The following is a 20,834-nucleotide window of genomic DNA, read 5'->3' on the forward strand; positions in this document are numbered from 1 at the left end:
TCGCCGGGCGGAGGCGTCAGTTGGTGAAGGTGTACTCGTCCCATCGGGCCGCGAACTCCGGCCGTTGGACCAGGTCGGCGTAGCCTTGCAGGCGCCGCTTCATCGCCGGTCTGGCCGTCGCGCACCACTTGCGCTTGGCGGCAATGTCGAAGCGGCCGTTGACGAAGGCGTTGGCAAAGCAGGCGTTGCACAGCGAGACGACCTCGCAAGTGGCGCAGTCGGCGATGGAGCCGTCGCCATAGGCCTCGATCACCTGTTTCACCCGATCGAGGCGCACGCCGTCGTCCACCGAGCCGATGTCGGGCGTGCCGTGCGAGCGTTCGCAGATCTTGTAGGCGCCATCGACGTCGACATAGACCTTCGTCACGCCGGGAATGCAGCAGCCGTTGGGGTAGAAGGACGCGGCGTCCGGCTTCTCCGTGGGGCGGTGATGCAGCCGGGCGTAGGCGCGGTCGAACACCGAGGTCTCGATCTGGGTCCGGCCCGGGCGGGCGGCGGCCCGATCGGCGATCCAGCCCTGGCGGAACGCCTCGTAGTCCGCGCCCGGCGCCGGCTCCGCGGGCACGAACCCCTCGGGGGCGTTGACGTCGCTCACCATCACCCGCAGCGATCGCGGCAGCCAGGGCTCGTCGTCCCAAAGCCGCTCCAGAACGGGCAGCCAGTTGCTCGAGGGGATCACCATGCTGAGGCCGATTTTGCCATGGGCATCGGGCGGATAGGCCTGGAGCAGCGCCTTCAGGCCACGGATGCCGTCGTCGTAGCTGCCACGGCCGTCGCGGAAGATCCGGTTGGTGTCGTGAACGCCCTTCGGCCCGTCGATGCTCACCAGAACGGAAAAGCCGTGCTCGGCCAGGAAGCCGGCCTTGTCGGCGTCGAGCAGGGTGCCGTTGGTGGTGGTGGAAAAGCGCAGCCGCTTGCCCCCGGCCTCGGCCCTGGCGAAGGCGACGCCGCGCTCGATCAGGTCGAAGGCCAGCATTGGCTCGCCGCCGTAAAAGGCGATGCAGACTTCCTCGAGCGCCGATCCGTCCCGGAGCGCGGCCGCGATCGCCTTTTCGAGCACCGTGGGATCCATGCGCTTGAGGCTGTGGGTTCGGTGGTCGGGGAAGCCGCCGCCGAAGGTGCAGTAGCGGCAACGGAGGTTGCAGGCCTGCGTCACCTCCAGAACGGTGCGGCTGCGCTGGCTGGCGATCAGGCGCGAGATGGTCTCGAAATCGCAGCCATAGGCGAGCCGTTCGGCGCGGCCGACGTCGAACGCTCCCTCGGCGCGCAAGGCGTCGATGGCCTCGTTGGCGGCGGGATATCTGGCGGCCAGCGCCGGGTAGGACGCCCCCGCCTGCCACTCGCGCAGCAGCGCGGCCTCGTCTTCCTCGAGCGAAAACAGGCGGTTGGTGTTGATGTCGAGCACGAAGTCGCGGTCGGAGACGCCGAACAGGTAGATGAAGGGCGTGTCAGTGATCCGCGCGCGATCCGGCCGGTCCGAGTTGACATCAGCCATACCAGCTCCTCCGATCCGCCCTTGCCGCCGCTGGAGTTGCTCTAGATGCGCCGGAAGCGGGTGGCCGCTTCCGCTGGCTTTTCCGGCCTCTCGGCTGCCTTGTGCAAGCTTCAAGGATGTCGATCGGCGGTCGGACGAAGCAACCGCCAAAGTATTCGTGCCGTTCTCATGTTTTTCGCCGCGTCGTGAGGCGGGACGTCAAATCATGCCGCGCTTTGTTTGTTCGTTTGGTCGGCCTAATATTTTTCAAGGAGTAGTATCCGCCATTTTTTCTCGAAAAAGGATAAGTCTTTAGGAGAATTAGCGGAAAGGTTGAAGTGCGAGCCGGATGGGGCCGATATCGGGCTCTCCCAATCGGCGACTATCTTGTCCCCGCGAGGCGACCGGCGTATCCCGTGCCGGCAACTCGAGGTGGCGGGCGTGGGGGGCGCTTGGCGCCGTTTTGGTGGGATTGGGGCAGTATCATGATCCTTCGCGGCGAGTATTTTTCACCCGTGCTCCAGATGGAGACGCGGCTGTCGGTGTTCGTGCCCAATGGGGCGGGCGGCAAGCGGGCGGCGGTGTATCTCTTGCACGGCCTCTGCGGCCGGTCGGGCGACTATCTCGACTACACCACGCTGGCGACCTTCGCCGCCGAGGGCGACGCCATTCTGATCATGCCGGAGGTGGCGCGCAGCTTTTACGCCGACATGCGCCATGGCCTCGACTACTTCACCCACGTGGCCGACGAGCTGCCGCGCGTCTGCGTCGACCTTTTCAACATCGACACGGCGCGCGAGCGCACGGGCGTGGTCGGCGCGTCGATGGGCGGCTTCGGCGCGCTGCGCGTCGCGCTGTCCCGGCCCGAGCGGTTCGGCTGGTGCGCCGCCTTCTCCTCACCCTGCCTCAACCTCCGCGAGGACTTCGACCTTGCGGCGCGCGGCCTGACGGTGGAGGCGCTGAAGGGCATGTGGGGCGAGCGGCTGATCAGGGATTTTCAGGCGGTTCTCGGCGAGGACCTCGCCTACGATCCCCGGCTCGACGTGCCCGCCCTGGCGCGAGCGCTTGCCGGGGCGGCCGTCAAGCCGCGCATCCGCACGGCCTGCGGCCTGTCGGACCCGTTCTTTCTCGCCGACAACCGCCGCTTCGCCGCCGAGATGGAAACGCTGGGCTTCGACTACGGCTACGAGGAATGGGACGGCGGCCACGACTGGGCCTTCTTCGGCCCGGCGCTGGAAAAGGCGCTGACGTGGGGCGCGGCCGGTTGAGGCTCAGGCTTCCCCCCTGAGTTCCCGGACGCCACGGCCGAGCCGGCGGCGGAGGAGGTGGCGGAGCGTGGCGGCGTCGGCGTAGCCCACTTCGGCGGCGACGTGGGCGAGGTCGTGGCCGAGAGCGATCAGGTGTTCGGCCCGTTGCACCCTCAGATCCTGAAAGAAGGCGAGCGGCGACTTGCCGAGCACCGCCTCGGTGCGCCGCTGCAAGGTGCGCGGCGTGACGGCCAGCGTGCGGGTTGCCGCTTCCAGCGAGAAGCCTTCGGAGAGGTGGTCGCGCGCCCAGCGCTCGAAGCGCTCCACCAGGGGATCGGCGTGGGCGAGGAAGTCGGGGATGACGTATTTGGCCTGCGAGGGCCGCCGGTCGATCAGCATGAAGCGGGCGACCAGCGCGGCCAGCGCCGGGCTCTGCCGGCGCATCAGCCACAGCGCCAGATCGAGGTGGCCCATGGCGGCGCCGGCGGTGACGAGGCGGCCGGAGGCGGCGATCATCTTGCTGTCGTCGAGCCGCACACGGGGGTAGCGCTGGCGGAACAACGGCGCCAGCGCCCAGGTGGTGGTGGCGTCGTGGCCGTCGAGCAGGCCGGATTCGGCCACCAGGAAGGTGCCGATGCAGGCGCCGGCCACGTTGATGCCTTCGGCGTACCACTGACGCAGCCGATCGGCCGCCTGTCGCGCGTCGTCGCGGCCGAGCAAGGCGACGAGCCCGGCCGGATCGCGGACGCCGGGCGCCGGCACCACCACCCAGTCCGGCACCCAGCCGTCGCCGCCGACGGTGCTCGCCGGCTCGACCGCCAGCGTCAGGCCGAGGCCGGTGCGGATGCCGGGCTGGACGCCGAGGGCGCGGACCGCGAAGGGCGTTCCGGCGTCGCCTTGCGCCGCCGAGAGCTCGTTGGCCATGGCGAAGGTGTCCATCAGCACGGTCAGGCCGGTGTCGAAGACGCCGTCAAGGGCGAGGAGGGCGATGCGCATGTCGTAAACGGTCCGATTATTGTCTGTTGCGACCATAGCGAGATGGGCGATTGAACTCTAGCTTGCGGCGCGTTCAGGCCAAGGAGGTAGGATATGTCGCCGTTGGATTGTCCGGTTTGGACTGCGCTGACATCAGACCATCGGGCGCTGGCCGTGGGCGGGCCGCTGGCCATCCGCTACACGCCGGAGGTGGCGCCCTTCGCGGCGCTGGCCGAGCGGACGCCGACGGCTTTCGCGGCGCTCGCCGCGCTCATTCCGGCGGACGGCTGGGTGATGCTGCACACGCCCGATGTGCCGGCGTTGCCGGAGGGCTTCGTCGTCCATCGGCAGGCGCCGCTCTTGCAGATGGTGCTGGAGCGCCCCGTGGTGGCGGACGGGGGCGAGCCCCTGACGCTGGGGGAGGCCGACGTGCCGGAGATGATGGACCTCGCCGGGCGGACGCAGCCGGGGCCGTTCGGCCGCCGCACCATCGAGCTTGGCCACTATGTCGGCCTGCGCGACGAGGGCAGGCTGGCGGCCATGGCCGGAGAGCGCATGCGCTGCGGCGGCTTCGTGGAGATCAGCGCGGTATGCGTCGACCCCGACCATCGCGGCCGGGGCCACGCGGCACGGCTGACGGCGCATCTCGCCCAGCGTATTCAGGCCGCTGGCCGGACGCCCTTCCTGCACGTGCTCGCCGAGAATGCGCCGGCCATCGCCCTCTATGAAAAGCTCGGCTTCAGGCGACGCGCCGGCTTCGTCATCACCGCGCTGGGCAAGGCGGCCGGGTAGAGCAAACGCGGGCCGTGGCGGCGTTTCGGGGCGGCCCGTTCATCGCCCGCCTGCGAATATTTGCGCCACGGCGGAACGAAGACGCCGGGTGGGCGTTACCCCCTCGGTCTCCGTGATCGCGGCCTGTCTCGCCGGAGCGATTTTCATCGATCCGGCTGAGAGAAGGGGGTGTCCGTCACCTCTTTGGTCGCGCCACCGCAGCGCCAAGCGCGCTGGTGCCGGAGAACCGCGCGTCCCGCCCGCGACAGGGTGGGGTGATCGAATTTCGCGCCGCTGCCCGGACGGACCGCACGGGAGGGCAGCAGACGGCCGGCGCCGCCGCCCTGAACGCGGGCGACATGGACGGACGGCCGCCGTCACACTCAAGGGAGCGCTCACATGCTGTGGAATGCATCGAAGATCAAGGGCTATACCGTCGTCGCCACCGATGGCGAGATCGGCACCGTCAGCGACCTGCTGTTCGACGACCAGAGCTGGCATATCCGCTGGCTCGTGGTCGATGCCGGCACCTGGTTCACCGACCGCAGGGTGCTGCTGCCGACCTCGACGCTGGGCCACGCCGACGAGACGGCCAAGACCTTCACGGTGAAGCTGACGCGCCAGCAGGTGAAGGACAGCCCCGACATCGACACCGAGCGGCCGGTGTCGCGGCAGGCGGAAAGCGACATCTACGGCTACTACGGCTGGAGCCCCTACTGGGGCGGCGGGCTCTATGTCGGCGGCTACGGCACCGGCATGACCGCGCCGCTGATGGCGCCGACGCCCGACATGCTGCGTGTCGAGAGAGAGGCGACGGAGGCGCAGAACAGGCGCGACGACCCGAACCTGCGCAGCATCGACGCGGTGGTGGGCTACTACATCAAGGCCACCGACGGCGACATCGGCCATGTCGAGGACATGCTGGTGGAAGAGGCCGACTGGAGCATCCACTACCTGGTGATCGACACCAAGAACTGGTGGCCGGGCAAGAAGGTGCTGCTGTCGCCGCGCTCGGCGCGCGACATCGACTGGGCCGACAAGACGGTGGCCCTCAACGTCGACCGCGACATGGTCAAGAACAGCCCCGAGTACAACGAGGCGACCATCGTCGACCGCGCCTTCGAGGACCGGTTCAACGCCCACTACAACGACTTCGACGTTCCCTCGGAGAGGGCGCTGCGCCGGCATGGCTGACCGCTGGCCCGAGGCGACCTGAGACGAGACGACCAGAGACGGGCCGACCCCGGTGCGCCGCCGCCGGGGCCGGCTTTCCCGCGCGTGAGCGGAGCTTGGCGAGGACATCATGAAGATCGATATCAAGGACTATCGCGTTCCCGAGGGGCACAAGGTCGACCTCGCCAGGTGGCCGACGCGCGTCGAGCCGGTCTACGACTCCAAGCACGACTACAAGAGGCGGCTGAAGCGCACCGTGGCCGAGATGAGCGCCCAGCAGCGCATGCTCTACGCCACCAACCGCCACGCCATCCTGTTGATTTTCCAGGCGATGGACGCCGCCGGCAAGGACGGGGCGATCCGGCACGTGATGTCGGGCATCAACCCGCAGGGCTGCCAGGTGTTCAGCTTCAAGCACCCGAGCGCCGAGGAGCTGGACCACGACTTCCTGTGGCGGACGACGCGGGACCTGCCCGAGCGCGGGCGCATCGGCATCTTCAACCGCTCCTATTACGAGGAGGTCCTGATCGTGCGCGTGCATCCGGAGATCCTGATCAGCGAGGGGCTGCCGGACGCCCTGAAGACGGAAAACCACGTCTGGCGCGACCGCTACCGCTCCATCACCGATCTCGAGCGCCATCTCCACGAGAACGGCACCCGCATCGTCAAGTTCTTCCTGCACCTCTCCAAGGACGAGCAGAAGAAGCGCTTCCTCGCCCGCATCGACAACCCCGAGAAGAACTGGAAGTTCAGCGTCGACGACATCAAGGAGCGGCAGTACTGGGACGCCTACATGAAGGCCTACGAGGCCTGCCTTTCCGCCACCAGCACCGACGCCTCGCCCTGGTTCGTCGTGCCGGCCGACGACAAGAAGAACGCCCGGCTGATCGTGTCGCAAATCATCCTCGACACCTTCACCGACCTCAAGATGAGCTACCCGACGGTGGACGAGGCAAGGCTGAAGGAGCTGCAGTCGATCCGGGCGCAACTGGTGGAGTGAGGGTGTTGCCAGCCGCTTCCGGTTGCTCTACTCGGTCGGTGACAACTTGAGCAGCGATTGACCGGCGTTGAGTATCAGGCACTTCTTCCCCAAGCTCGCGGATGGCGACCGGGAGATTGACTTCAAGCATCTCGCTCCTTTCACCCATTCCCTGCAAGGGCATGGGCGGAACGGAGCCTCCATCGTCCTTCGCGTCTCGTTTCGCTCCCACGTTTTCTCACGTGCCCACAAGGGCGAGACGCAAGGGCTGTTCTTTCTCGATGAGAACGGCAACAGGCGGATCTTCTGCGAGGATAGATACGCCGCGTCGCTGCAACTTCCTGCCCTGTGCCTGGGATTGCTTTCATCCAACGCGCTGACATGGGAATCGCGCGACGGAAATGAAAAGTATAATCTGGCTTCCATTGGTGGCGCGCTGGTGAGCGGTGCTCATGATACTGTCATATTCTATCTGTTTCCCAGCGGCGCCAATGGTATTGATGTAGAGTTTGTCGTCGTCAGCTTCTATCTCAAGACTTGGAACTTCGCTCACGTGAAGCGCCGCGACAAGATCATCCAGCCAATCAAGAAATGCTATTACAACGGCCACAGGGTGCCGAAATAGAAAAGGCCCCCGAAGGGGCCTTATGCGAGTGTGCCTTACCGTGGTATGCCGACCTCTAGGAGGTGCACCTGCAACAGCGACCTTGCGGAAGCCTCGCTCTCTGCTGCTGGTCTGTATATAGGGCATTTTACCCCGTTTTGTCAATGTGAGGTTGAGATCGCCGGCCTCAATCGCAGCCGATCTCGGCCTGGATTTCCCGCACCTGCCGGCGGCTGCGGCAGACGTTTTCGCAAGGGATGCCGTCGCCATCGCCGTCGGCCCGGCGATAGCCGCCGCACCAGAGGGCCACCGCCTCGCGGCAGCTGCCGACGGTCTTGCAGGTGGCGCCCCGGGCCAGCACGATCGCACTGGCGATGGTAACCGGAGGACGCGGAAAGGCCTCGGCCGTCGACGGGGCGGCCAGAAAGAGCGCGACCAGAGCGAGGGTCCACCGGAAGGGCATGGCGTCCGACCAGAGAGGGATTTCCGCAGAGATACGCCGACGTGGGGCGTGCGTCCATGCCGCCATCAGGAGCGTTCCAGACCTCCCGCATCCATCACGCTGTCCTCCTCTGCGAAAGCAGAGGGTCGCGGGCAGGATGGAGGGGGCGACATCGGCCGGGCCCTGTCCGGATTTTCCCTGTCCGGACCGATAGGCGAGTTGACCGCCGGGCCAAAAGGCATTGATGTGCCCGGCGGCAGGGATTTCCGGGGCGGGTGCGGTTCATGGTGGGGTTGGTCGACATCAAGGAGGCGGTGCAGAACGTGTCGGAGGCGATCTCCAGCGTTCTCGACGTCGACGTCATCATCTCCGACGCCGAATTCCGCAAGGTGGGCGACACCAAGCGGCACTTCAACCGGGAAGTGACGGAGATCCGCGACACCTACGTCATCGGCCACGTGCTGCAAACCGGCGAGACGGCGACCATCGCCAGCAAGGCCGACAGCCCGCAGTGCATGGCCTGCGTGGAGCAGGCCGAGTGCAATCTCGAGGCGATGATCTGCGTGCCGATCGAGCGCGAGGACGCGCGCGTCGGGGCGATCGGCCTCATCGCCATCACCGAGGCGGCGCGGGCCAAACTGCTGGACAACCGCGACAATCTCGTGGTGTTCACCCGCCGCATGGCCGACCTCATCGTCAGCAAGCTGATCGAGCAGGAGGCCGCCGAGGCGCTGACCATCGCCAAGAACCGGCTGACCGGCATCATCGACTCCATCGAGGAGGGCATCGTCGCCGTCGACGCGGCGGGGCGGATCGTCCACACCAACGCCGTGGTCGAGGAGGTGCTGGGCGCCGACGGCGCGGCGCTGATCGGCCAGCCGGTCGAGGCCTTCTTCAGCGGCGGCTACGTGGGTGCGCTGCTCTCCGAGGGCACGGCCTTCACCAACATCGAGCTGCGCGTCGGCGAGCAGGGGCGCGGCACCCACGTGCTGATCTCCGGCAAGCCGGTGGCCGAGGGCGAGAAGAGCGCCGGCTCCATCCTGACGCTGAAGAAGATGGACGACGTCTACAAGGTGATCAACAACCTGACGTCGTCGCCGCTGGCCACCTCGTTCGACGAGATCGTCGGCGCCAGCCCGCAGATCGCCCGGCTGAAGCGCGAGGCGCTGAGCGTGGCCGCCGCGGGCTCCAACATCATGATCACCGGCGAGAGCGGCACCGGCAAGGAGCTGTTGGCGCGCGCCATCCACCACGCCAGCCCGCGCGCGGCCAAGCCCTTCGTGGCGCTGAACTGCGCCGCCATGCCGGAGACGCTGATCGAAAGCGAGCTGTTCGGCTTCGAGGACGGCGCCTTCACCGGCGCGGCGCGCGGCGGCCGCCCCGGCAAATTCCAGCTGGCCCACGGCGGCACCATCTTCCTCGACGAGATCGGCGACATGCCGCTGCACCTTCAGCCCAAGCTGTTGCGCGTGTTGCAGGAAAAGACGGTGGAGCGCCTCGGCGGGCACAAGTCCGTTTCCGTCGACGTGCGGGTGATCGCCGCCACCAACCGCGTGCTGGAGGAGCTGGTGGCGCGCGGCGAGTTCCGCGAGGACCTCTACTACCGCCTCTCCGTCATTCCGCTGCACATTCCGCCGCTGCGCGCCCGCGTCGGCGACGTGAAGCAGCTGCTCGCCCACATGCTCCGCCTCTACGGCCAGAAGCTCGGCAAACCCATCAAGGGCTTCTCGGCCAACGCCGAGCAGGCGCTCACCGCCTGGCCGTGGAAGGGCAACGTGCGGGAACTGGCCAACGCCGTGGAATACGCCGTCAACATGGAACAGACGCCCTACGTCACCTTCGAAAGCCTGCCCCAGAGGATCCGGGAAGGGGCGAAGGTGGCGGCGGTGGCGGGGGCGGTGGCGCCGGCGGCGGGGGTGCTGCGGAGCGCGGAGACCGAGGCGATCCGCAAGGCGCTGGCCGAGTGCGGGGAGAGCCTGGAGGGGAAGAAGAAGGCGGCGGCGATGCTGGGGATCAGCCTGGCGACGCTGTACAGGAAGAGGAAGGGGATGGGGTAGGGGGGGAGAGGTAGAGGGTGAATCTCGATCGGTTAGCCAACTTCTGCTGTTCGCCTTCTATGGTCTGACGGTTCTATGGCTGAAGCCGGCCGGAAACGGGCAGGTGGTTCGCTACAGGTGGCATTCCCTTAGTGGCGAGATGGTCTGGGACTGGCTCAGAGTGGCCACTGCCTTCGCCAGCCAAGTGAGATATCCCGGCTTCCGGCCTATAGGCTGAGGGGGGAGCTTAACGCTAGATGTAGAAGCGAAACGGCAGGGGAGCCGCAACATTAGTTGGCCCCGCAGTCAGAATTTCGCCCGTAAGGTCTGCAAATCGCAAAGTCACTGGGAGGCCATCAGAGAATCCGGCATTGTTGAAGTTCAGCTTGGTCAGTGCCATGAGATCCTGCAGTACCTGCCGAATGTCGGCCTCGCCGTTGACGATATCTACCGTGATAGGATTCGGCAGCTCGCGGCCAGGATAGGTGTTGAGGCGCGGTGTAAAGCCAGTCGTCCACAGGTAGGCTCGGCGTTCCGACGCTAGGATCGCTGTGCCACGCAGCACTGGACGGCTGCCATAGCGAAACAGCTTTACCTCGTTCTGGCGTCGAATGCGGATGCCAACGAGTCTGGTCTGAGGCGGCACAGTCGATTGAAAGCCCTCCCATTCCTCTTTCTCGAACCAAGTCTTTCCGTGGATGAAGAGTTCAGCTGGCGGTTGGCCGTGCATTTCTTCATACGACGATATCACCATGCCCATCAGTTCTCTGGCTTTCACTCGGCTCAAATGGAAGCTGTTATCCGCCTCGGAAAACCAAGGGCCGACAGCGCCCTTGAACACAACGCCTTCACCAGAATTAAGGAACATCTGAGCGCCACAGCAGGCGTTGTCGCGCCCCTTGGCGTTCTCAATATGCTTGAACACTAGTCCGACGTAGCAGACACCTTCTCGAACATCAGCCACACGCCACGGTCGCCCACCGGCTTTGTAAAAGCTGGTGGTGGCGAGATTCCAAGCGATGGACGCGGGATCCTGCAAAGAACGCCGCGTGCCTTCTTCGAACTCATCTGGCGTTAAGGTCGTCTCGCGAACCACCTGTAACACCTGACCCGTGTCCAGCAGCCGCGCCTTGAGCTGATTATGGAAATTAAGTTCATATTCGTAGAGCGCTGCAGCCTCCATTTCCTCCACAAACATTGAACCTTTCGAGAGGATGGATTTGGCAGCCTTACGACCAATGGGGCCGGTAGCTGGCTCGCGTTGTTCACGGGGAATTACAGACTTCGGTCGACCGTAGCGGAAAACTTCTTCCGGTAGGACGGCAAACCAAAACTGAGGCCGCGCCTCTTGCTCGCGAAGATATTTACGGAGCGCGTCACCGTAGACGTCAACGGCTCTGAATATCCCTTGGTGGCGGTCTTCGATTCGAATGCGACGGCTAAGCAGATCGCCGTCGATCGTGATAGTGGTGAACGGCTTTGTGGGCCAGGGCACGCCGAAGGTCGCTTCGAATCCCGGCCACATGGTCTTGTTTTCCTCGCGACCCGTCGCCGGTGCAGCGATAGTCGACGACAAGGTTTTGATCCAAGCCTCATATCGCCGGATTCCGTTCGGCGTGCCAATTACTCCCACATCCATGCGGGCGGGGTTCTGGTTGGATGCAGGTGGGCCATAAAGAAACAGTCCGTCCTTCGGATGTTCGGTCTGCTGGTTGAAGCCAAAACTCAGCATCGGCTCATCAATGTGGATAACAGTCCATTCAGTCATCTTCGCCCCCGTCAACGGCGTCGATAACGAAGTCATCATCGTCTTCATCTGGTTCGTCCGGCTCTTCGGCCTCGTCCTGAAACTGGAGGTCGCCCACGATGTGACGCTCGGCGGTAAGCTGGAGGAGCCGGCCAGAGAGCACGAGACGCTGAGAGCCATCAAGGACGATGTTGTGCTCTGTCTGACCCTCCGCCAGCCAGACCGCAAAAGCCTCCTGAAGCTGACGCCAGTGTTGGTTCCACCAGTTTTTGCAAAACCGGCGACGGATCGGCGAGGTGCGCTTGGGGTCGGTGATGGCCGTCTGACCATCATCTGAGAAGGCCACGTAAGGCTTGAAGCGAACGAAGGCTGGCGGCCCGAGGACAACGCTAACCTTCATAGCGAGATGCCAATAGACCTTATTGCGTCGGCTACGGCCGACTACGTTTTTATTGGTCCGCCGTCCAGAGGCCGCCATATATGGCACTTTGTTGTTCGGCACCAAGCCGTCGGGGAAATAGAAAGCATTGGCCCCGCGCTGCTGGAGCACCTTCAAGCCGCGTTGCGCCAAATGCCGTTCGATATGCTGCCGCAGAAGTGCAGTGGCGATGTTCGAAGCATCCGCGCGACCAGGCGTCGTCACGTCAGCGACTTGTCCCGACAAGAATGATTCCAATGACGTCTGTACGCGAAGTTCGGCTACCATCGGCGGCGGCAACGCGGCATTGATTTCGTCTAGTCCCGCAAACGTGATAAGTAGCTGGTAGAACGGTGCGAATGGGATGCCGCTCTCGCGTAGCGCCAGATCTATCGCCGCTGCGTTAGCGTTGTGTCTCAGATAACGAACTTGAGCCGGCAAGGCGTTGATAGGCGACAGGCTGGCAAGAACAGGCTCGGCTTCGTTAGTGACCAAGGCCGCTGTCTTCACAGCATCCTGACGCCAACGTTCAAACTCGGCAGTCTGATCATGATCCGTTCTGGGTACGTTGGCGGTTTCCAACGTGTCCAGCAACTCGATCAAGCGCCTTCCCCACCCGTTGCTGAAGTCCAGCGCATTGAGCTGATGGACTAGAATTGGAAAGTCGCTAAAGGCGACATCATCGAGGCGTACCGGAATAATAAACGCAGGATCTTTGAGCGCCTTCTTCACCGCGTCGGCCACCGAAAGCTCATTACGCACCCCCTGGCGTTTGGGGTCGACGCTGACCTTCGAAGCCACATAGATTACCTTGCAGGCGTGCTCGCGTAGCGCATCCTCGATAGTATTCCAGAAGGGAGTTCCGCCCTTCAGACCGAACATATCGGCCCAAATCTTATAGCCGTGGCCCGTTAAGCGCGCGCCCAGCCAACGGACAAAGTCGTTATCTTCCGGTGTTGCATGGCAGATGAAGATAGTGTCGCGGACCATCTAGCGAATCACTTTGCACAGGGACTAGACGAACTTTAGCCTAACCGCGCCTGTCTGGGGCACGCAAAAGTCGTGAAGAATGCCGAGTGTTTGCTGCTCGATTGTGTTTCCAACTGGATTGGCTGATCGTTACTTCCATTCGCGAGATCGATGCCGAGGATTTTGAGGTCACGATCGAGGCTCTGGATCGGGGGCAGCGCGCCCGGCTGATCCGCAAGACGCGGACAGGGCTTGGTCTCACGCAGGCGGAGTTTGCCAGCCGGTTCCGGGTTCCTGTCGGTACCTTGCGCGACTGGGAGCAGGCGCGGGCGACCGCGCCGGATTTCGCCGTCGCCTATGTGCGGGTGATTGGCCTGCATCCGGATATGGTGGCGAAGGCGGTGGCGTAGGGTTGTGAAAGTTGGCGCGCTCTATATCGGCCGATTGCCCCATTCTGCCTGATGTCCGCCTTGAACTCACCAGATGAACGGGATCAGCATTTTGGTTCGGGCCGCATAGGCTTCGTACTGCTGGCCGTAGCGGCTGGCGAGATGGCGGTCGAGGGCCGGGGCGTTGAAGAGGCCGAAGAAGAGGAGGACGCAGATCGGGATGATGGCCGCCCAGATCGTGTGAGCGAGGATGGCGTAGGCGCCGACCCACAGGATGTCGCCAAAGAAGTTGATATGCCGCGACAGGGAGAACAGGCCTTGCGTGTAGAGCCTGCCCTTGTTGTTCGGATCTCGCTTGAACCGGTGGCGCGCCAGTTCCGATCCGGTGTTGAGATAGCAACCCAGGAGGAACAGGGCGATTGCCAGATCGTCCCAAGCACTCATCGGGGCGCTCTCGGGCAAGGCGAGGACCGCGAAGCCGACGTAGTAGAGCGCGAAGGCGATCGGGATCGTGAAGGCCTCGGACCAGGCCATGTCGCGCTTCATCAGATAGAACAGCGTGACCATCATGCGCATCATGGTCACGACCGAAAAGGCAAAGATGCAGTAGGCGCGCACCGGTACCGTTGGCGGAAGTGTCCAGCCAAACAGGCTTGCCGTGGCCGTCCTGCCCGCCCCAAACAGGATCCAGGCGGACAAGGCGAGGATCAGCAGCTCGATCGTCAGCAGGACGAGTTTCTGGGCAAGCGCCGGGGCCTTGCGCGCATACATATCCATTGTCAGCCGAACTTCTCTGTTTGCCGCACCGTCTGATCCTGTCCGAGAAGGTTTCGGAACAGGCCGACATGCACCTCGGGCAGCGCCTGGCGTTCGGCCTCCGACAGGTCCGCCCAGTTTGCCACGACCCAGCGATCGAGGGTTTCGAACAGTCCTACGGCGATTTCGATCAGCATGGAGATCGGCAAGTCGTCGCGCACCACGCCGACGGCCTGACCGCGCTCTATGAGGGCCTTGGTCCATCGCCGGATGACTTCGAAAAGCCTGCCCGTTGGCCCGCCGCGTTTCGGATCGCCGCGCAACTGATAGAACAGCCCGCCAAAACGGACGAGCCAGTCATTGTCGCCAACCACGGCGACCGCCTTCTTGTAGTGCAGGGTGATGTCGCTCCAGTAGGTTTCCGCCGTCAGTCGTTCGGTTTCGAAGGCGCCGATCTGCCCGAAAAGCACCGATAGCGCCCGTTCGATCAGCGTTACGAACAGATCGGCCTTGTCGTCGAAGTAATAGTAGAGAGAGCTCTTGCTCATTCCCGACTTCTCAAGGATGCGGTTGAGCGAAGCCGCGTCGAAGCCCTTGGCCGCGAACTCTTCCGCCGCCGCCTCGAACAGTGCTTTCTGGCGTTCCGCGCTGAGATTATCGAAGCGATTTCTGCTCATGATCCGGTTTCACACCTGAGTTGCCCAACGCCTAACATATTGTGTACCGGTAGTACAGACCTTGGGTACAGACTCATGGTTCAGAAGTTTGGTCCCTTGCGGAAGGGGCGTCGTCGTGTCCGATGTGAATGCCGTTGCCTATGTGCGGGGGATTGGCCTGCATCCGGAGAAAGTGGCGAAGGCGGTGGCCTAGGGGCGCTCTATATCGGCCGATCGCCTCTTTCTGCCTGAGGTCCTCGCCTGCGCAAGGATGACAATTTATATATAGGAAACAATCGGATAGAGGTTCGATCGCCCTTGAAAGGGCGTTGTGGTCCGCATGAGGCAGGGAAGCCGCAAGAGAGCTTTGTAAGCGGCTTATCCCACTGTTCTCTCTATATAAATTGTCATCCTCGCTTTCGCGAGGATGACAGGAGTTGGATATATAACAATAACTTAGCCGCTCATTGGGGCAGGAATAGTTTGCGTCCGCTTCCGCTCACTGAAGCTGTGCCGCGTCTGCCGCCGCTTCCAGCAGCAAGGCGGCTGTCTCGTTTGGGGCGGCCAGCATGAGGGCGTGGCCGGCTGGGATTTCGCGGTAGGTCCATTCGCCGCCCTCTTTGGCGGGAACTCGCCGAACGTTGTGACTAGAACGCTTTTATGGCTGCAACGGGATGTCTCGAAGGGCCGCTTCTCGTTTGATTTCTCTGAGATCCTGCCAATAATCAGAATGTGTGAGATCGACCAAGTCTGCGTGTTTGGCTCCTCTTTCTCTTCCTTTTAGCCGCAATGTCCTGGAAAATCCGAAGTTTCTGTCGGCTATTTATCCGCTTTAGAGACCATCTGAGAATGATCGTAGTTAGCAAAATATCGTTGTAGTCGACATGCGTTTAGAATATTTATGCAATTTAAGACAATAATTCCATTTATATTGCTAAGCTATATAAATTAGAATCTATATAACTAACTATTTTCTTGATATTATTGTTTATTTATCTCAGGATAGATTGGTAGTCATCGACTGTTACTTGAATTGGGGCGCCTGCAAGTCCTGTTTTTACTAAGCTTGATGTTTGAGACTCGATTAGCCAGTCGTTGCCATAGCGGAGTAGCGTGAATCCTATTGCATATCTTAGTCCATCGAATGAAAATAAAGCTACTCGTTCTGTTCTCTCAGATGCTCCATAAATTAGGGCAACTTTCGAGAAATTACTCTCTTTATTTTTGCTTTCTAGCTGCGATGGGTGAGGGATTCCAATTTCTATAAGGGAAATTTCTGAAAGTCGTTTCGTCTGTATATCTTTAAAAAATCGCTCAATATCTTTTTTGTCTTGAGTTACGAATGTGATTCCATCCTTAACTTCGTTATTTGACATTAGTCCGTATATTAAAAACTTAATGTGCGCAGCAAACCTAGATGTGAAATCTATTTTGTTTAGATCGACAAGTAGGGGAGTGCTTGACGGCATCGGTAGCATTGGCTGTATCGATTGCAGACGCTCCGCCTGGGAGATAAAGTCATAATTCTCGCTCATCTTGTCGACGGCAGTTGTTGAAATAACTGCTTGGAAATCTTGCTTGGCCACCGCTTCCATATAGGCGCTAATTGCGTCTTCCGGTGTTTTGTAGTGCGGTTCCTGAGCAAATGCGCGACCCGACATGAACAAAATAGCCACTATTAAAACTTGAAAACCTACCCCATGTAATCTCATGATGATCTCCATAATCAAATTTAATGACCATTAACACCGTGTATGTGTTGGCGTCTACCTACGTTCTATGAAGAGTTTACTATCGCCTCCCTCCGCCGGACCTCTATGGCGCGTTTGCGGCGGCCTCCATCAGCAAGGCGGCTGTCTCGTTTGGGGCGGCCAGCATGAGGGCGTGGCCGGCCTGGATTTCGCGGTAGGTCCATTCGCCGCCCTCTTTGGCGGCTTCGCCGTGGCGGGGGTAGCCCATCACGTCGGTGGGTGGGTTGGTGGCGAGGATGTAAGTTTTGGGGAGGCCGGCCGTGCCGCCGTTTTGAAGGCGGACCGGTTGGAGCCAGGTCGCCAGCGGGTGCGGAACGAGGCGTGGGGTGATGCTGGCGATCGCGTCGGCGTCGGTGATGCCCACCAGTTGCAGCGGGGGCGGGGCAAGCCATAGGCCGTCGGCGGAGAGGCTGCGGTAGAAGGCGCGGCGGGCTTCTGCCTCGGCTGCGGAAAGGTCGGGTATGTGAGACGCGAAGTCGTCGCCGTCCCCCGGCACGGCTGCATCGAGATAGACCAGCCGCGCGATGCGGCTCCGCACCCTGTCCGCGACGCCGGTGATCACCATGCCGCCGTAGGAATGGCCGACGAGAACAATTCCGTGGAGGTCGCGCGAGACGATCAGCTCGGTGACCTCGGCGATGTGCTGGTCCAGCGAAGCCGTGAGGGAAAGGTTCAGCGAGGGGGACAGGACGTCATGCCCGTGCGCCTCGAGAATGGCCCGCACATCCTGCCAGCACCATCCTCCGAGGTTGGCGCCATGAACGAGTATGAAGGTCGATGTCTGGGTCATGGGGAACAGAAGCATCGGAGAGGCGGAGGGTCAATGGTGGGCGGTGCGCGCGGCTTGAGAGGGAGCGGGTGTCCTATATCGGCCGATTGCTCCATCCTGCCTGAGGTCCTGGCCTTCGCCAGGATGACAGTATTATATATATCAATAAGTTACCGGCGCGCAGTGTTGCTGGCGAACCGCTTTCGGCAGGGCTGTCGGATATTGGAGGCTGGTGGTCGGCGCGAGGATGGCGGGAGTGCGATGTATAACGGTGACATGGCCGCTCGCGAGGGCCTGCGTCTCGCGTTGGCGGCGATGACAGGCGAGGACGTATCCGGATGGACGAGGCATTTCATGGGGTCGTGACCGACGGCGACGAAGCCTTCTGGGCGGCGCTGGAGCGGTTGGTGGGGGAGAGCGAGGTGGTGATCGATCGTCCCCGGGGATCGGCCCATCCGCGATATCCCAACATCATCTATGGGGCGGACTACGGCTATCTCAGGAACACGGCGTCGATGGATGGCGGTGGCATCGACGTCTGGCGGGGCAGTGGAGAGGGCAAGCGCATATCCGGCGTGATCGTGACGGTGGATCTTGTGAAGCGGGATTCGGAGATCAAGATCCTGATCGATTGCACCGAGGAGGAGATCGCGGAGATCGTGCGCTTTCACAACGGCAGCGAGTATATGAAGGGGCTGCTGGTTCGGAGGCGTTGAGGGGAGCGCGATATTGGCCGATTGCTCCATTCTGCCTGAGGTCCTCGCCTGCGCAAGGATGACAATTTATATAGAGGGAACAGTGGGATAAGCCGCCCGCGAAGTCCCACTGCGTCCTCACAGCCACCCGCGCGTAACACAACGCCCGCAAGTACGCGCAACCGCTATCCGATTGTATCATTTATATAAATTGTCATCCTTGCGCAGGCCTCTTGAATTCGCGCGCGAATTCAAGGTGGACCTCAGGCAGGATGAGGCTCGACGCGGATATAGGTCTCCGGCGACGTGGGCTGATGCGGCCCTCGGGGCTTTCTCGTCCCTGTCTGTGCCTCCTCGCTAACCTCTCCTTAACGCATTCTCATTTTGCGAAATCGCGAACCGCTGAAAAACCGTTTTTGATCAGTCGGTTGCTTGTTCTCGCTTCTCAATTTGCGAAATCGGGCGGGTGATGAGCCGGCTTGGGTGGGCGGAGCGAGGCGGGTGGGGGTGGTTGAAGAGGGCGGATCGGGCGCGCTTGGCGTAGCGGGAGACTACTTATCGGGCGGGGCGCTGTGATGGGCAGGGCGCGGCTCTTGCCGGGCGGTCGATGCTTTCGGCTGTCGGCAGGCGAGAGGGTGGTTCCATAAAAGATATCAGGGATTTAGGCGGTTCGGACGGGCGGTTTGGTGCGGGGCTGGCTGGGATTTGGCGCGCCGATTGGGCGGCATTCCGCCGTTCGGGACGCCTCCGGCGCGGCATAGCCATTTGGCGTGAGAGCGCCGCGCCGGCCAATTCTGGCACAGGCCGTGCAATTCAGTGTTTGCCGGCAAAGACGCCGGTCCGACGAGTAGACGTCGAGGAACGGTAGGGGCTGGAGTTCAAGGGGCAAGTCATCTGGTCGGTCAGGCCAGATGATCTAGAGGGCGGTTCGGGGGAATACGCCAATCATAGGCCTTGTGCCGATGAATTTTCTTGCGTGGCCGGTGTCGATCGGCTGCGAGGCCGGAGGTTTGCGCTTTTTCGGCCGGGTTCAAGTGGAGAGAAGAGCATGTGTGCGTTCAATCAACCGAAGAATACTGACGATGCCACCATCAACAAGGTGCGCGGGGCCATTCTGCATCGCGGCTTGTGGATGGGGCTGATCCTGATGGAGGCCAAGAAGCGCGGCCTCGACTGGGAGAGCATCGGCCATCAGGCGATCTTCGACACCGGCTGCCTGCACGGCGACGGCATCAAGGAGCGGATGGACACCGAGGGCAGCATGGTTTCCTTCGGCGAGACCTTCTTCACCGAGGACGTGCGCAAGATCTTCGAGATCGAGGTGAAGAAGCTCGACGAGAGCGAGCTGGTGCTCGAATACGGCTACTGCCCGCTGGTGGCCGCCTGGAAGCAGATCGGCGTCGACAGCGAGGTGATGGCCAAGCTCTGCGACATCGCCATGTCCGGCGACCGGGGCATCGCTAGCCGCTTCGGCGAGTTCGAGTTCGAACTGGGCAAGACCATCGCCGAGGGGCACCCGGTGTGCGAAGTCAAGTTCTCGCGGCGGGCATGACCGACATGACCACCGCCCGGCTCGATGCCCAGACTTACAAGACCTATGTCGACATCCTCAAGAAGGAGCTGATTCCGGCGCTCGGCTGCACCGAGCCGATCGCCGTCGCCTATGCCGCTGCCTATGCCACCGCCGTGCTGAAGACCCGCCCGGAGCGGGCGGAGGCCTGGTGCAGCGGCAACATCGTCAAGAACGTCAAGGGCGTGGTGGTGCCCAAGACCGGCGGGCTCAAGGGCATCGACGCGGCGGCCATCGCCGGCATCGTCGGCGGCGACGCCAAGGCCGGCATGCAGGTGCTGGAGGCCGTGAAGCCGGTCCAGCGGCTGGAAATCCGCCAGCTGCTGGAGGCCGGTTACTGCCGCACGCATCTGATCGAGGGCGACGAGAACCTGCATATCATCGTCAAGGTGTTTGCCGGCGATGCCTCGGCCGAGGTGTCGATCAAGGGCTCGCACACCAACATCTGCCGCGTCGTCCGCGACGGCGAGGTGCTGGTCGACCGCGAGGTGGCCGTCGGCGAGGCGGCCGACGACGGGGCGTCGGCGCTCAACGTGCGCGACATCATCGCCTTCGCCGACACGGTGGACCTTGAGGACATCGCGCCGATCATCGCCGACCAGATCGAGAAGAACACCCGCATTTCCGAGGAGGGGCTGAGCGGCCACTATGGCGTCAGCGTCGGTCGCACGCTCTTGAAATACGCCGGCTCCGACATCCGGACGCGGGCGAAGGCGCGGGCGGCGGCCGGCAGCGATGCCCGGATGAGCGGCTGCGCCTTGCCGGTGATCATCAACTCGGGCAGCGGCAACCAGGGCATGACCGCCTCCCTGCCGGTGATCGCCTACGCCGAGGAGCTCGCGGTCGGCCGCGACAAGCTCTATCGGGCGCTGGTTCTCTCCAATCTGATCGCCATCCACCAGAAGACGTTGATCGGCAAGCTTTCGGCCTTCTGCGGCGCCGTCAGCGCCGCCTGCGGGGCGGGGGCGGCCATCACCTACATGCAGGGCGGCGACTTCGCGGCGATCTCGCGGACGATCACCAACGCCATCGGCAACGTCGGCGGCATCGTCTGCGACGGGGCCAAGCCCTCCTGCGCCGCCAAGATCGCCTCGGCGGTCGACGCGGCGATCATGGCCCATCACCTCGCCGTGGAAGGGCAGGCTTTCTCGGACGGCGAGGGCCTGGTGACCGCCGACGTGGAGGGCACCATCGCCAACATCGGCCAGGTCGCCAGCGTCGGCATGAAGGGCACTGACCTCGAAATCCTGAAACTGATGATCGGGGGATAAATTCTACTCCGGCGGCCATCTGAGCCGACTTTCTGCGCTTCCGGTGCTCACGGACCTCAAGTCCGTTGCGCTCCGGTTCTCGACAGCCGCCCCAGCTGACTCACCGGAGCGAATTTCTAGGCGAAGCCGCGAATAACTCGGG

The 20,834-nt window shown here is 62.7% G+C and carries 19 protein-coding genes; 10 read left to right on the top strand and 9 right to left on the bottom strand.

Going from position 1 to position 20,834, the window contains the following annotated elements:
* Positions 1 to 16: 16 nt before the first annotated feature.
* Positions 17 to 1,495 carry a radical SAM protein gene (locus M4J40_RS05205; RefSeq protein ID WP_251752655.1) on the bottom strand — a complete coding sequence of 493 codons (1,479 nt, stop codon included), beginning with the start codon at positions 1,493 to 1,495 and terminating at the stop codon, positions 17 to 19.
* Positions 1,496 to 1,959: 464 nt separating this feature from the next.
* Here M4J40_RS05205 and M4J40_RS05210 point away from each other — a divergent pair, with 464 nt between their 5' ends.
* Positions 1,960 to 2,742 carry an alpha/beta hydrolase family protein gene (locus M4J40_RS05210; protein WP_251752656.1) on the top strand — a complete coding sequence of 261 codons (783 nt, stop codon included), beginning with the start codon at positions 1,960 to 1,962 and terminating at the stop codon, positions 2,740 to 2,742.
* A 3-nt stretch (positions 2,743 to 2,745) separates the two neighbouring features.
* On the opposite strand, the gene M4J40_RS05215 is transcribed toward M4J40_RS05210, so the two are convergent.
* Positions 2,746 to 3,717: a GlxA family transcriptional regulator gene (locus M4J40_RS05215; RefSeq protein ID WP_251752657.1), complete on the bottom strand. Its 972-nt coding sequence runs from the start codon at positions 3,715 to 3,717 to the stop codon at positions 2,746 to 2,748.
* A gap of 93 nt (positions 3,718 to 3,810) precedes the next feature.
* Between M4J40_RS05215 and M4J40_RS05220 the strand changes: the two genes are divergently transcribed.
* The 4 genes from M4J40_RS05220 to M4J40_RS05235 all read left to right on the top strand — a co-directional run bounded on the left by M4J40_RS05220 (position 3,811) and on the right by M4J40_RS05235 (position 7,244).
* Positions 3,811 to 4,488 carry a GNAT family N-acetyltransferase gene (locus tag M4J40_RS05220; protein ID WP_251752658.1) on the top strand — a complete coding sequence of 226 codons (678 nt, stop codon included), beginning with the start codon at positions 3,811 to 3,813 and terminating at the stop codon, positions 4,486 to 4,488.
* Between the two features lie 378 nt (positions 4,489 to 4,866).
* Positions 4,867 to 5,661, top strand: a complete 795-nt coding sequence (locus M4J40_RS05225; RefSeq protein WP_251752659.1) for a PRC-barrel domain-containing protein — start codon at positions 4,867 to 4,869, stop codon at positions 5,659 to 5,661.
* 109 nt (positions 5,662 to 5,770) lie between these two features.
* Entirely contained in the window at positions 5,771 to 6,640 is an 870-nt protein-coding gene (locus M4J40_RS05230; protein ID WP_251752660.1) for an ADP-polyphosphate phosphotransferase, read from the top strand.
* A gap of 67 nt (positions 6,641 to 6,707) precedes the next feature.
* Positions 6,708 to 7,244 carry a hypothetical protein gene (locus M4J40_RS05235; RefSeq protein WP_251752661.1) on the top strand — a complete coding sequence of 179 codons (537 nt, stop codon included), beginning with the start codon at positions 6,708 to 6,710 and terminating at the stop codon, positions 7,242 to 7,244.
* Positions 7,245 to 7,410: 166 nt separating this feature from the next.
* On the opposite strand, the gene M4J40_RS05240 is transcribed toward M4J40_RS05235, so the two are convergent.
* Entirely contained in the window at positions 7,411 to 7,752 is a 342-nt protein-coding gene (locus M4J40_RS05240) for a calcium-binding protein (RefSeq protein ID WP_251752662.1), read from the bottom strand.
* 197 nt (positions 7,753 to 7,949) lie between these two features.
* Here M4J40_RS05240 and M4J40_RS05245 point away from each other — a divergent pair, with 197 nt between their 5' ends.
* The gene (locus M4J40_RS05245; protein WP_251752663.1) at positions 7,950 to 9,722 is read left to right on the top strand and encodes a sigma-54-dependent Fis family transcriptional regulator; all 1,773 of its coding nucleotides are present in this window, start codon (positions 7,950 to 7,952) and stop codon (positions 9,720 to 9,722) included.
* A 232-nt stretch (positions 9,723 to 9,954) separates the two neighbouring features.
* Here M4J40_RS05245 and M4J40_RS05250 read toward each other — a convergent pair whose 3' ends face one another.
* The gene (locus M4J40_RS05250; RefSeq protein WP_251752664.1) at positions 9,955 to 11,517 is read right to left on the bottom strand and encodes a hypothetical protein; all 1,563 of its coding nucleotides are present in this window, start codon (positions 11,515 to 11,517) and stop codon (positions 9,955 to 9,957) included.
* Positions 11,462 to 12,856, bottom strand: coding sequence for a toll/interleukin-1 receptor domain-containing protein (locus tag M4J40_RS05255; RefSeq protein ID WP_251752665.1), 1,395 nt, complete (start codon positions 12,854 to 12,856; stop codon positions 11,462 to 11,464). The genes M4J40_RS05250 and M4J40_RS05255 overlap by 56 nt, the downstream gene beginning before the upstream one ends.
* Before the next feature lie 101 nt (positions 12,857 to 12,957).
* Here M4J40_RS05255 and M4J40_RS05260 point away from each other — a divergent pair, with 101 nt between their 5' ends.
* On the top strand, positions 12,958 to 13,245 hold the full coding sequence (locus tag M4J40_RS05260) for a DNA-binding transcriptional regulator (RefSeq protein WP_251752666.1): 288 nt from the start codon (positions 12,958 to 12,960) through the stop codon (positions 13,243 to 13,245).
* 66 nt (positions 13,246 to 13,311) lie between these two features.
* Here M4J40_RS05260 and M4J40_RS05265 read toward each other — a convergent pair whose 3' ends face one another.
* The 4 genes from M4J40_RS05265 to M4J40_RS05280 form a co-directional block, all read right to left on the bottom strand.
* A complete protein-coding gene (locus M4J40_RS05265) occupies positions 13,312 to 14,001 on the bottom strand; it encodes a DUF1295 domain-containing protein (protein WP_251752667.1) in 690 nt (229 codons plus the stop codon).
* 2 nt (positions 14,002 to 14,003) lie between these two features.
* Positions 14,004 to 14,657: a TetR/AcrR family transcriptional regulator gene (locus M4J40_RS05270; RefSeq protein WP_251752668.1), complete on the bottom strand. Its 654-nt coding sequence runs from the start codon at positions 14,655 to 14,657 to the stop codon at positions 14,004 to 14,006.
* Positions 14,658 to 15,628: 971 nt separating this feature from the next.
* A complete protein-coding gene (locus M4J40_RS05275) occupies positions 15,629 to 16,348 on the bottom strand; it encodes a hypothetical protein (protein WP_251752670.1) in 720 nt (239 codons plus the stop codon).
* Between the two features lie 103 nt (positions 16,349 to 16,451).
* Positions 16,452 to 17,177 carry an alpha/beta fold hydrolase gene (locus M4J40_RS05280; RefSeq protein WP_251752671.1) on the bottom strand — a complete coding sequence of 242 codons (726 nt, stop codon included), beginning with the start codon at positions 17,175 to 17,177 and terminating at the stop codon, positions 16,452 to 16,454.
* A gap of 317 nt (positions 17,178 to 17,494) precedes the next feature.
* Between M4J40_RS05280 and M4J40_RS05285 the strand changes: the two genes are divergently transcribed.
* The 3 genes from M4J40_RS05285 (at position 17,495) to M4J40_RS05295 (ending at position 20,692) form a co-directional block, all read left to right on the top strand.
* Positions 17,495 to 17,872 carry a hypothetical protein gene (locus M4J40_RS05285; RefSeq protein WP_251752672.1) on the top strand — a complete coding sequence of 126 codons (378 nt, stop codon included), beginning with the start codon at positions 17,495 to 17,497 and terminating at the stop codon, positions 17,870 to 17,872.
* A gap of 1,027 nt (positions 17,873 to 18,899) precedes the next feature.
* A complete protein-coding gene (locus M4J40_RS05290; protein WP_251752673.1) occupies positions 18,900 to 19,403 on the top strand; it encodes an L-2-amino-thiazoline-4-carboxylic acid hydrolase in 504 nt (167 codons plus the stop codon).
* Positions 19,400 to 20,692: a serine dehydratase subunit alpha family protein gene (locus M4J40_RS05295; protein WP_251752674.1), complete on the top strand. Its 1,293-nt coding sequence runs from the start codon at positions 19,400 to 19,402 to the stop codon at positions 20,690 to 20,692. Before M4J40_RS05290 ends, M4J40_RS05295 begins: the two co-directional genes overlap by 4 nt.
* Positions 20,693 to 20,834 lie beyond the last annotated feature (142 nt).

Origin of the sequence: Pleomorphomonas sp. JP5 (assembly GCF_023721815.1) — a bacterium.
Lineage (GTDB): Bacteria > Pseudomonadota > Alphaproteobacteria > Rhizobiales > Pleomorphomonadaceae > Pleomorphomonas.

Coding starts and splice junctions, on each gene's coding strand:
- M4J40_RS05205 (WP_251752655.1), bottom strand. CDS start 1,495: ATGGCTGATGTCAACTCGGACCGGCCGGATCGCGCGCGGATCACTGAC.
- M4J40_RS05210 (WP_251752656.1), top strand. CDS start 1,960: ATGATCCTTCGCGGCGAGTATTTTTCACCCGTGCTCCAGATGGAGACG.
- M4J40_RS05215 (WP_251752657.1), bottom strand. CDS start 3,717: ATGCGCATCGCCCTCCTCGCCCTTGACGGCGTCTTCGACACCGGCCTG.
- M4J40_RS05220 (WP_251752658.1), top strand. CDS start 3,811: ATGTCGCCGTTGGATTGTCCGGTTTGGACTGCGCTGACATCAGACCAT.
- M4J40_RS05225 (WP_251752659.1), top strand. CDS start 4,867: ATGCTGTGGAATGCATCGAAGATCAAGGGCTATACCGTCGTCGCCACC.
- M4J40_RS05230 (WP_251752660.1), top strand. CDS start 5,771: ATGAAGATCGATATCAAGGACTATCGCGTTCCCGAGGGGCACAAGGTC.
- M4J40_RS05240 (WP_251752662.1), bottom strand. CDS start 7,752: ATGGCGGCATGGACGCACGCCCCACGTCGGCGTATCTCTGCGGAAATC.
- M4J40_RS05245 (WP_251752663.1), top strand. CDS start 7,950: ATGGTGGGGTTGGTCGACATCAAGGAGGCGGTGCAGAACGTGTCGGAG.
- M4J40_RS05250 (WP_251752664.1), bottom strand. CDS start 11,517: ATGAAGACGATGATGACTTCGTTATCGACGCCGTTGACGGGGGCGAAG.
- M4J40_RS05255 (WP_251752665.1), bottom strand. CDS start 12,856: ATGGTCCGCGACACTATCTTCATCTGCCATGCAACACCGGAAGATAAC.
- M4J40_RS05265 (WP_251752667.1), bottom strand. CDS start 14,001: ATGGATATGTATGCGCGCAAGGCCCCGGCGCTTGCCCAGAAACTCGTC.
- M4J40_RS05270 (WP_251752668.1), bottom strand. CDS start 14,657: ATGAGCAGAAATCGCTTCGATAATCTCAGCGCGGAACGCCAGAAAGCA.
- M4J40_RS05275 (WP_251752670.1), bottom strand. CDS start 16,348: ATGAGATTACATGGGGTAGGTTTTCAAGTTTTAATAGTGGCTATTTTG.
- M4J40_RS05280 (WP_251752671.1), bottom strand. CDS start 17,177: ATGACCCAGACATCGACCTTCATACTCGTTCATGGCGCCAACCTCGGA.
- M4J40_RS05285 (WP_251752672.1), top strand. CDS start 17,495: ATGGACGAGGCATTTCATGGGGTCGTGACCGACGGCGACGAAGCCTTC.
- M4J40_RS05290 (WP_251752673.1), top strand. CDS start 18,900: ATGTGTGCGTTCAATCAACCGAAGAATACTGACGATGCCACCATCAAC.
- M4J40_RS05295 (WP_251752674.1), top strand. CDS start 19,400: ATGACCGACATGACCACCGCCCGGCTCGATGCCCAGACTTACAAGACC.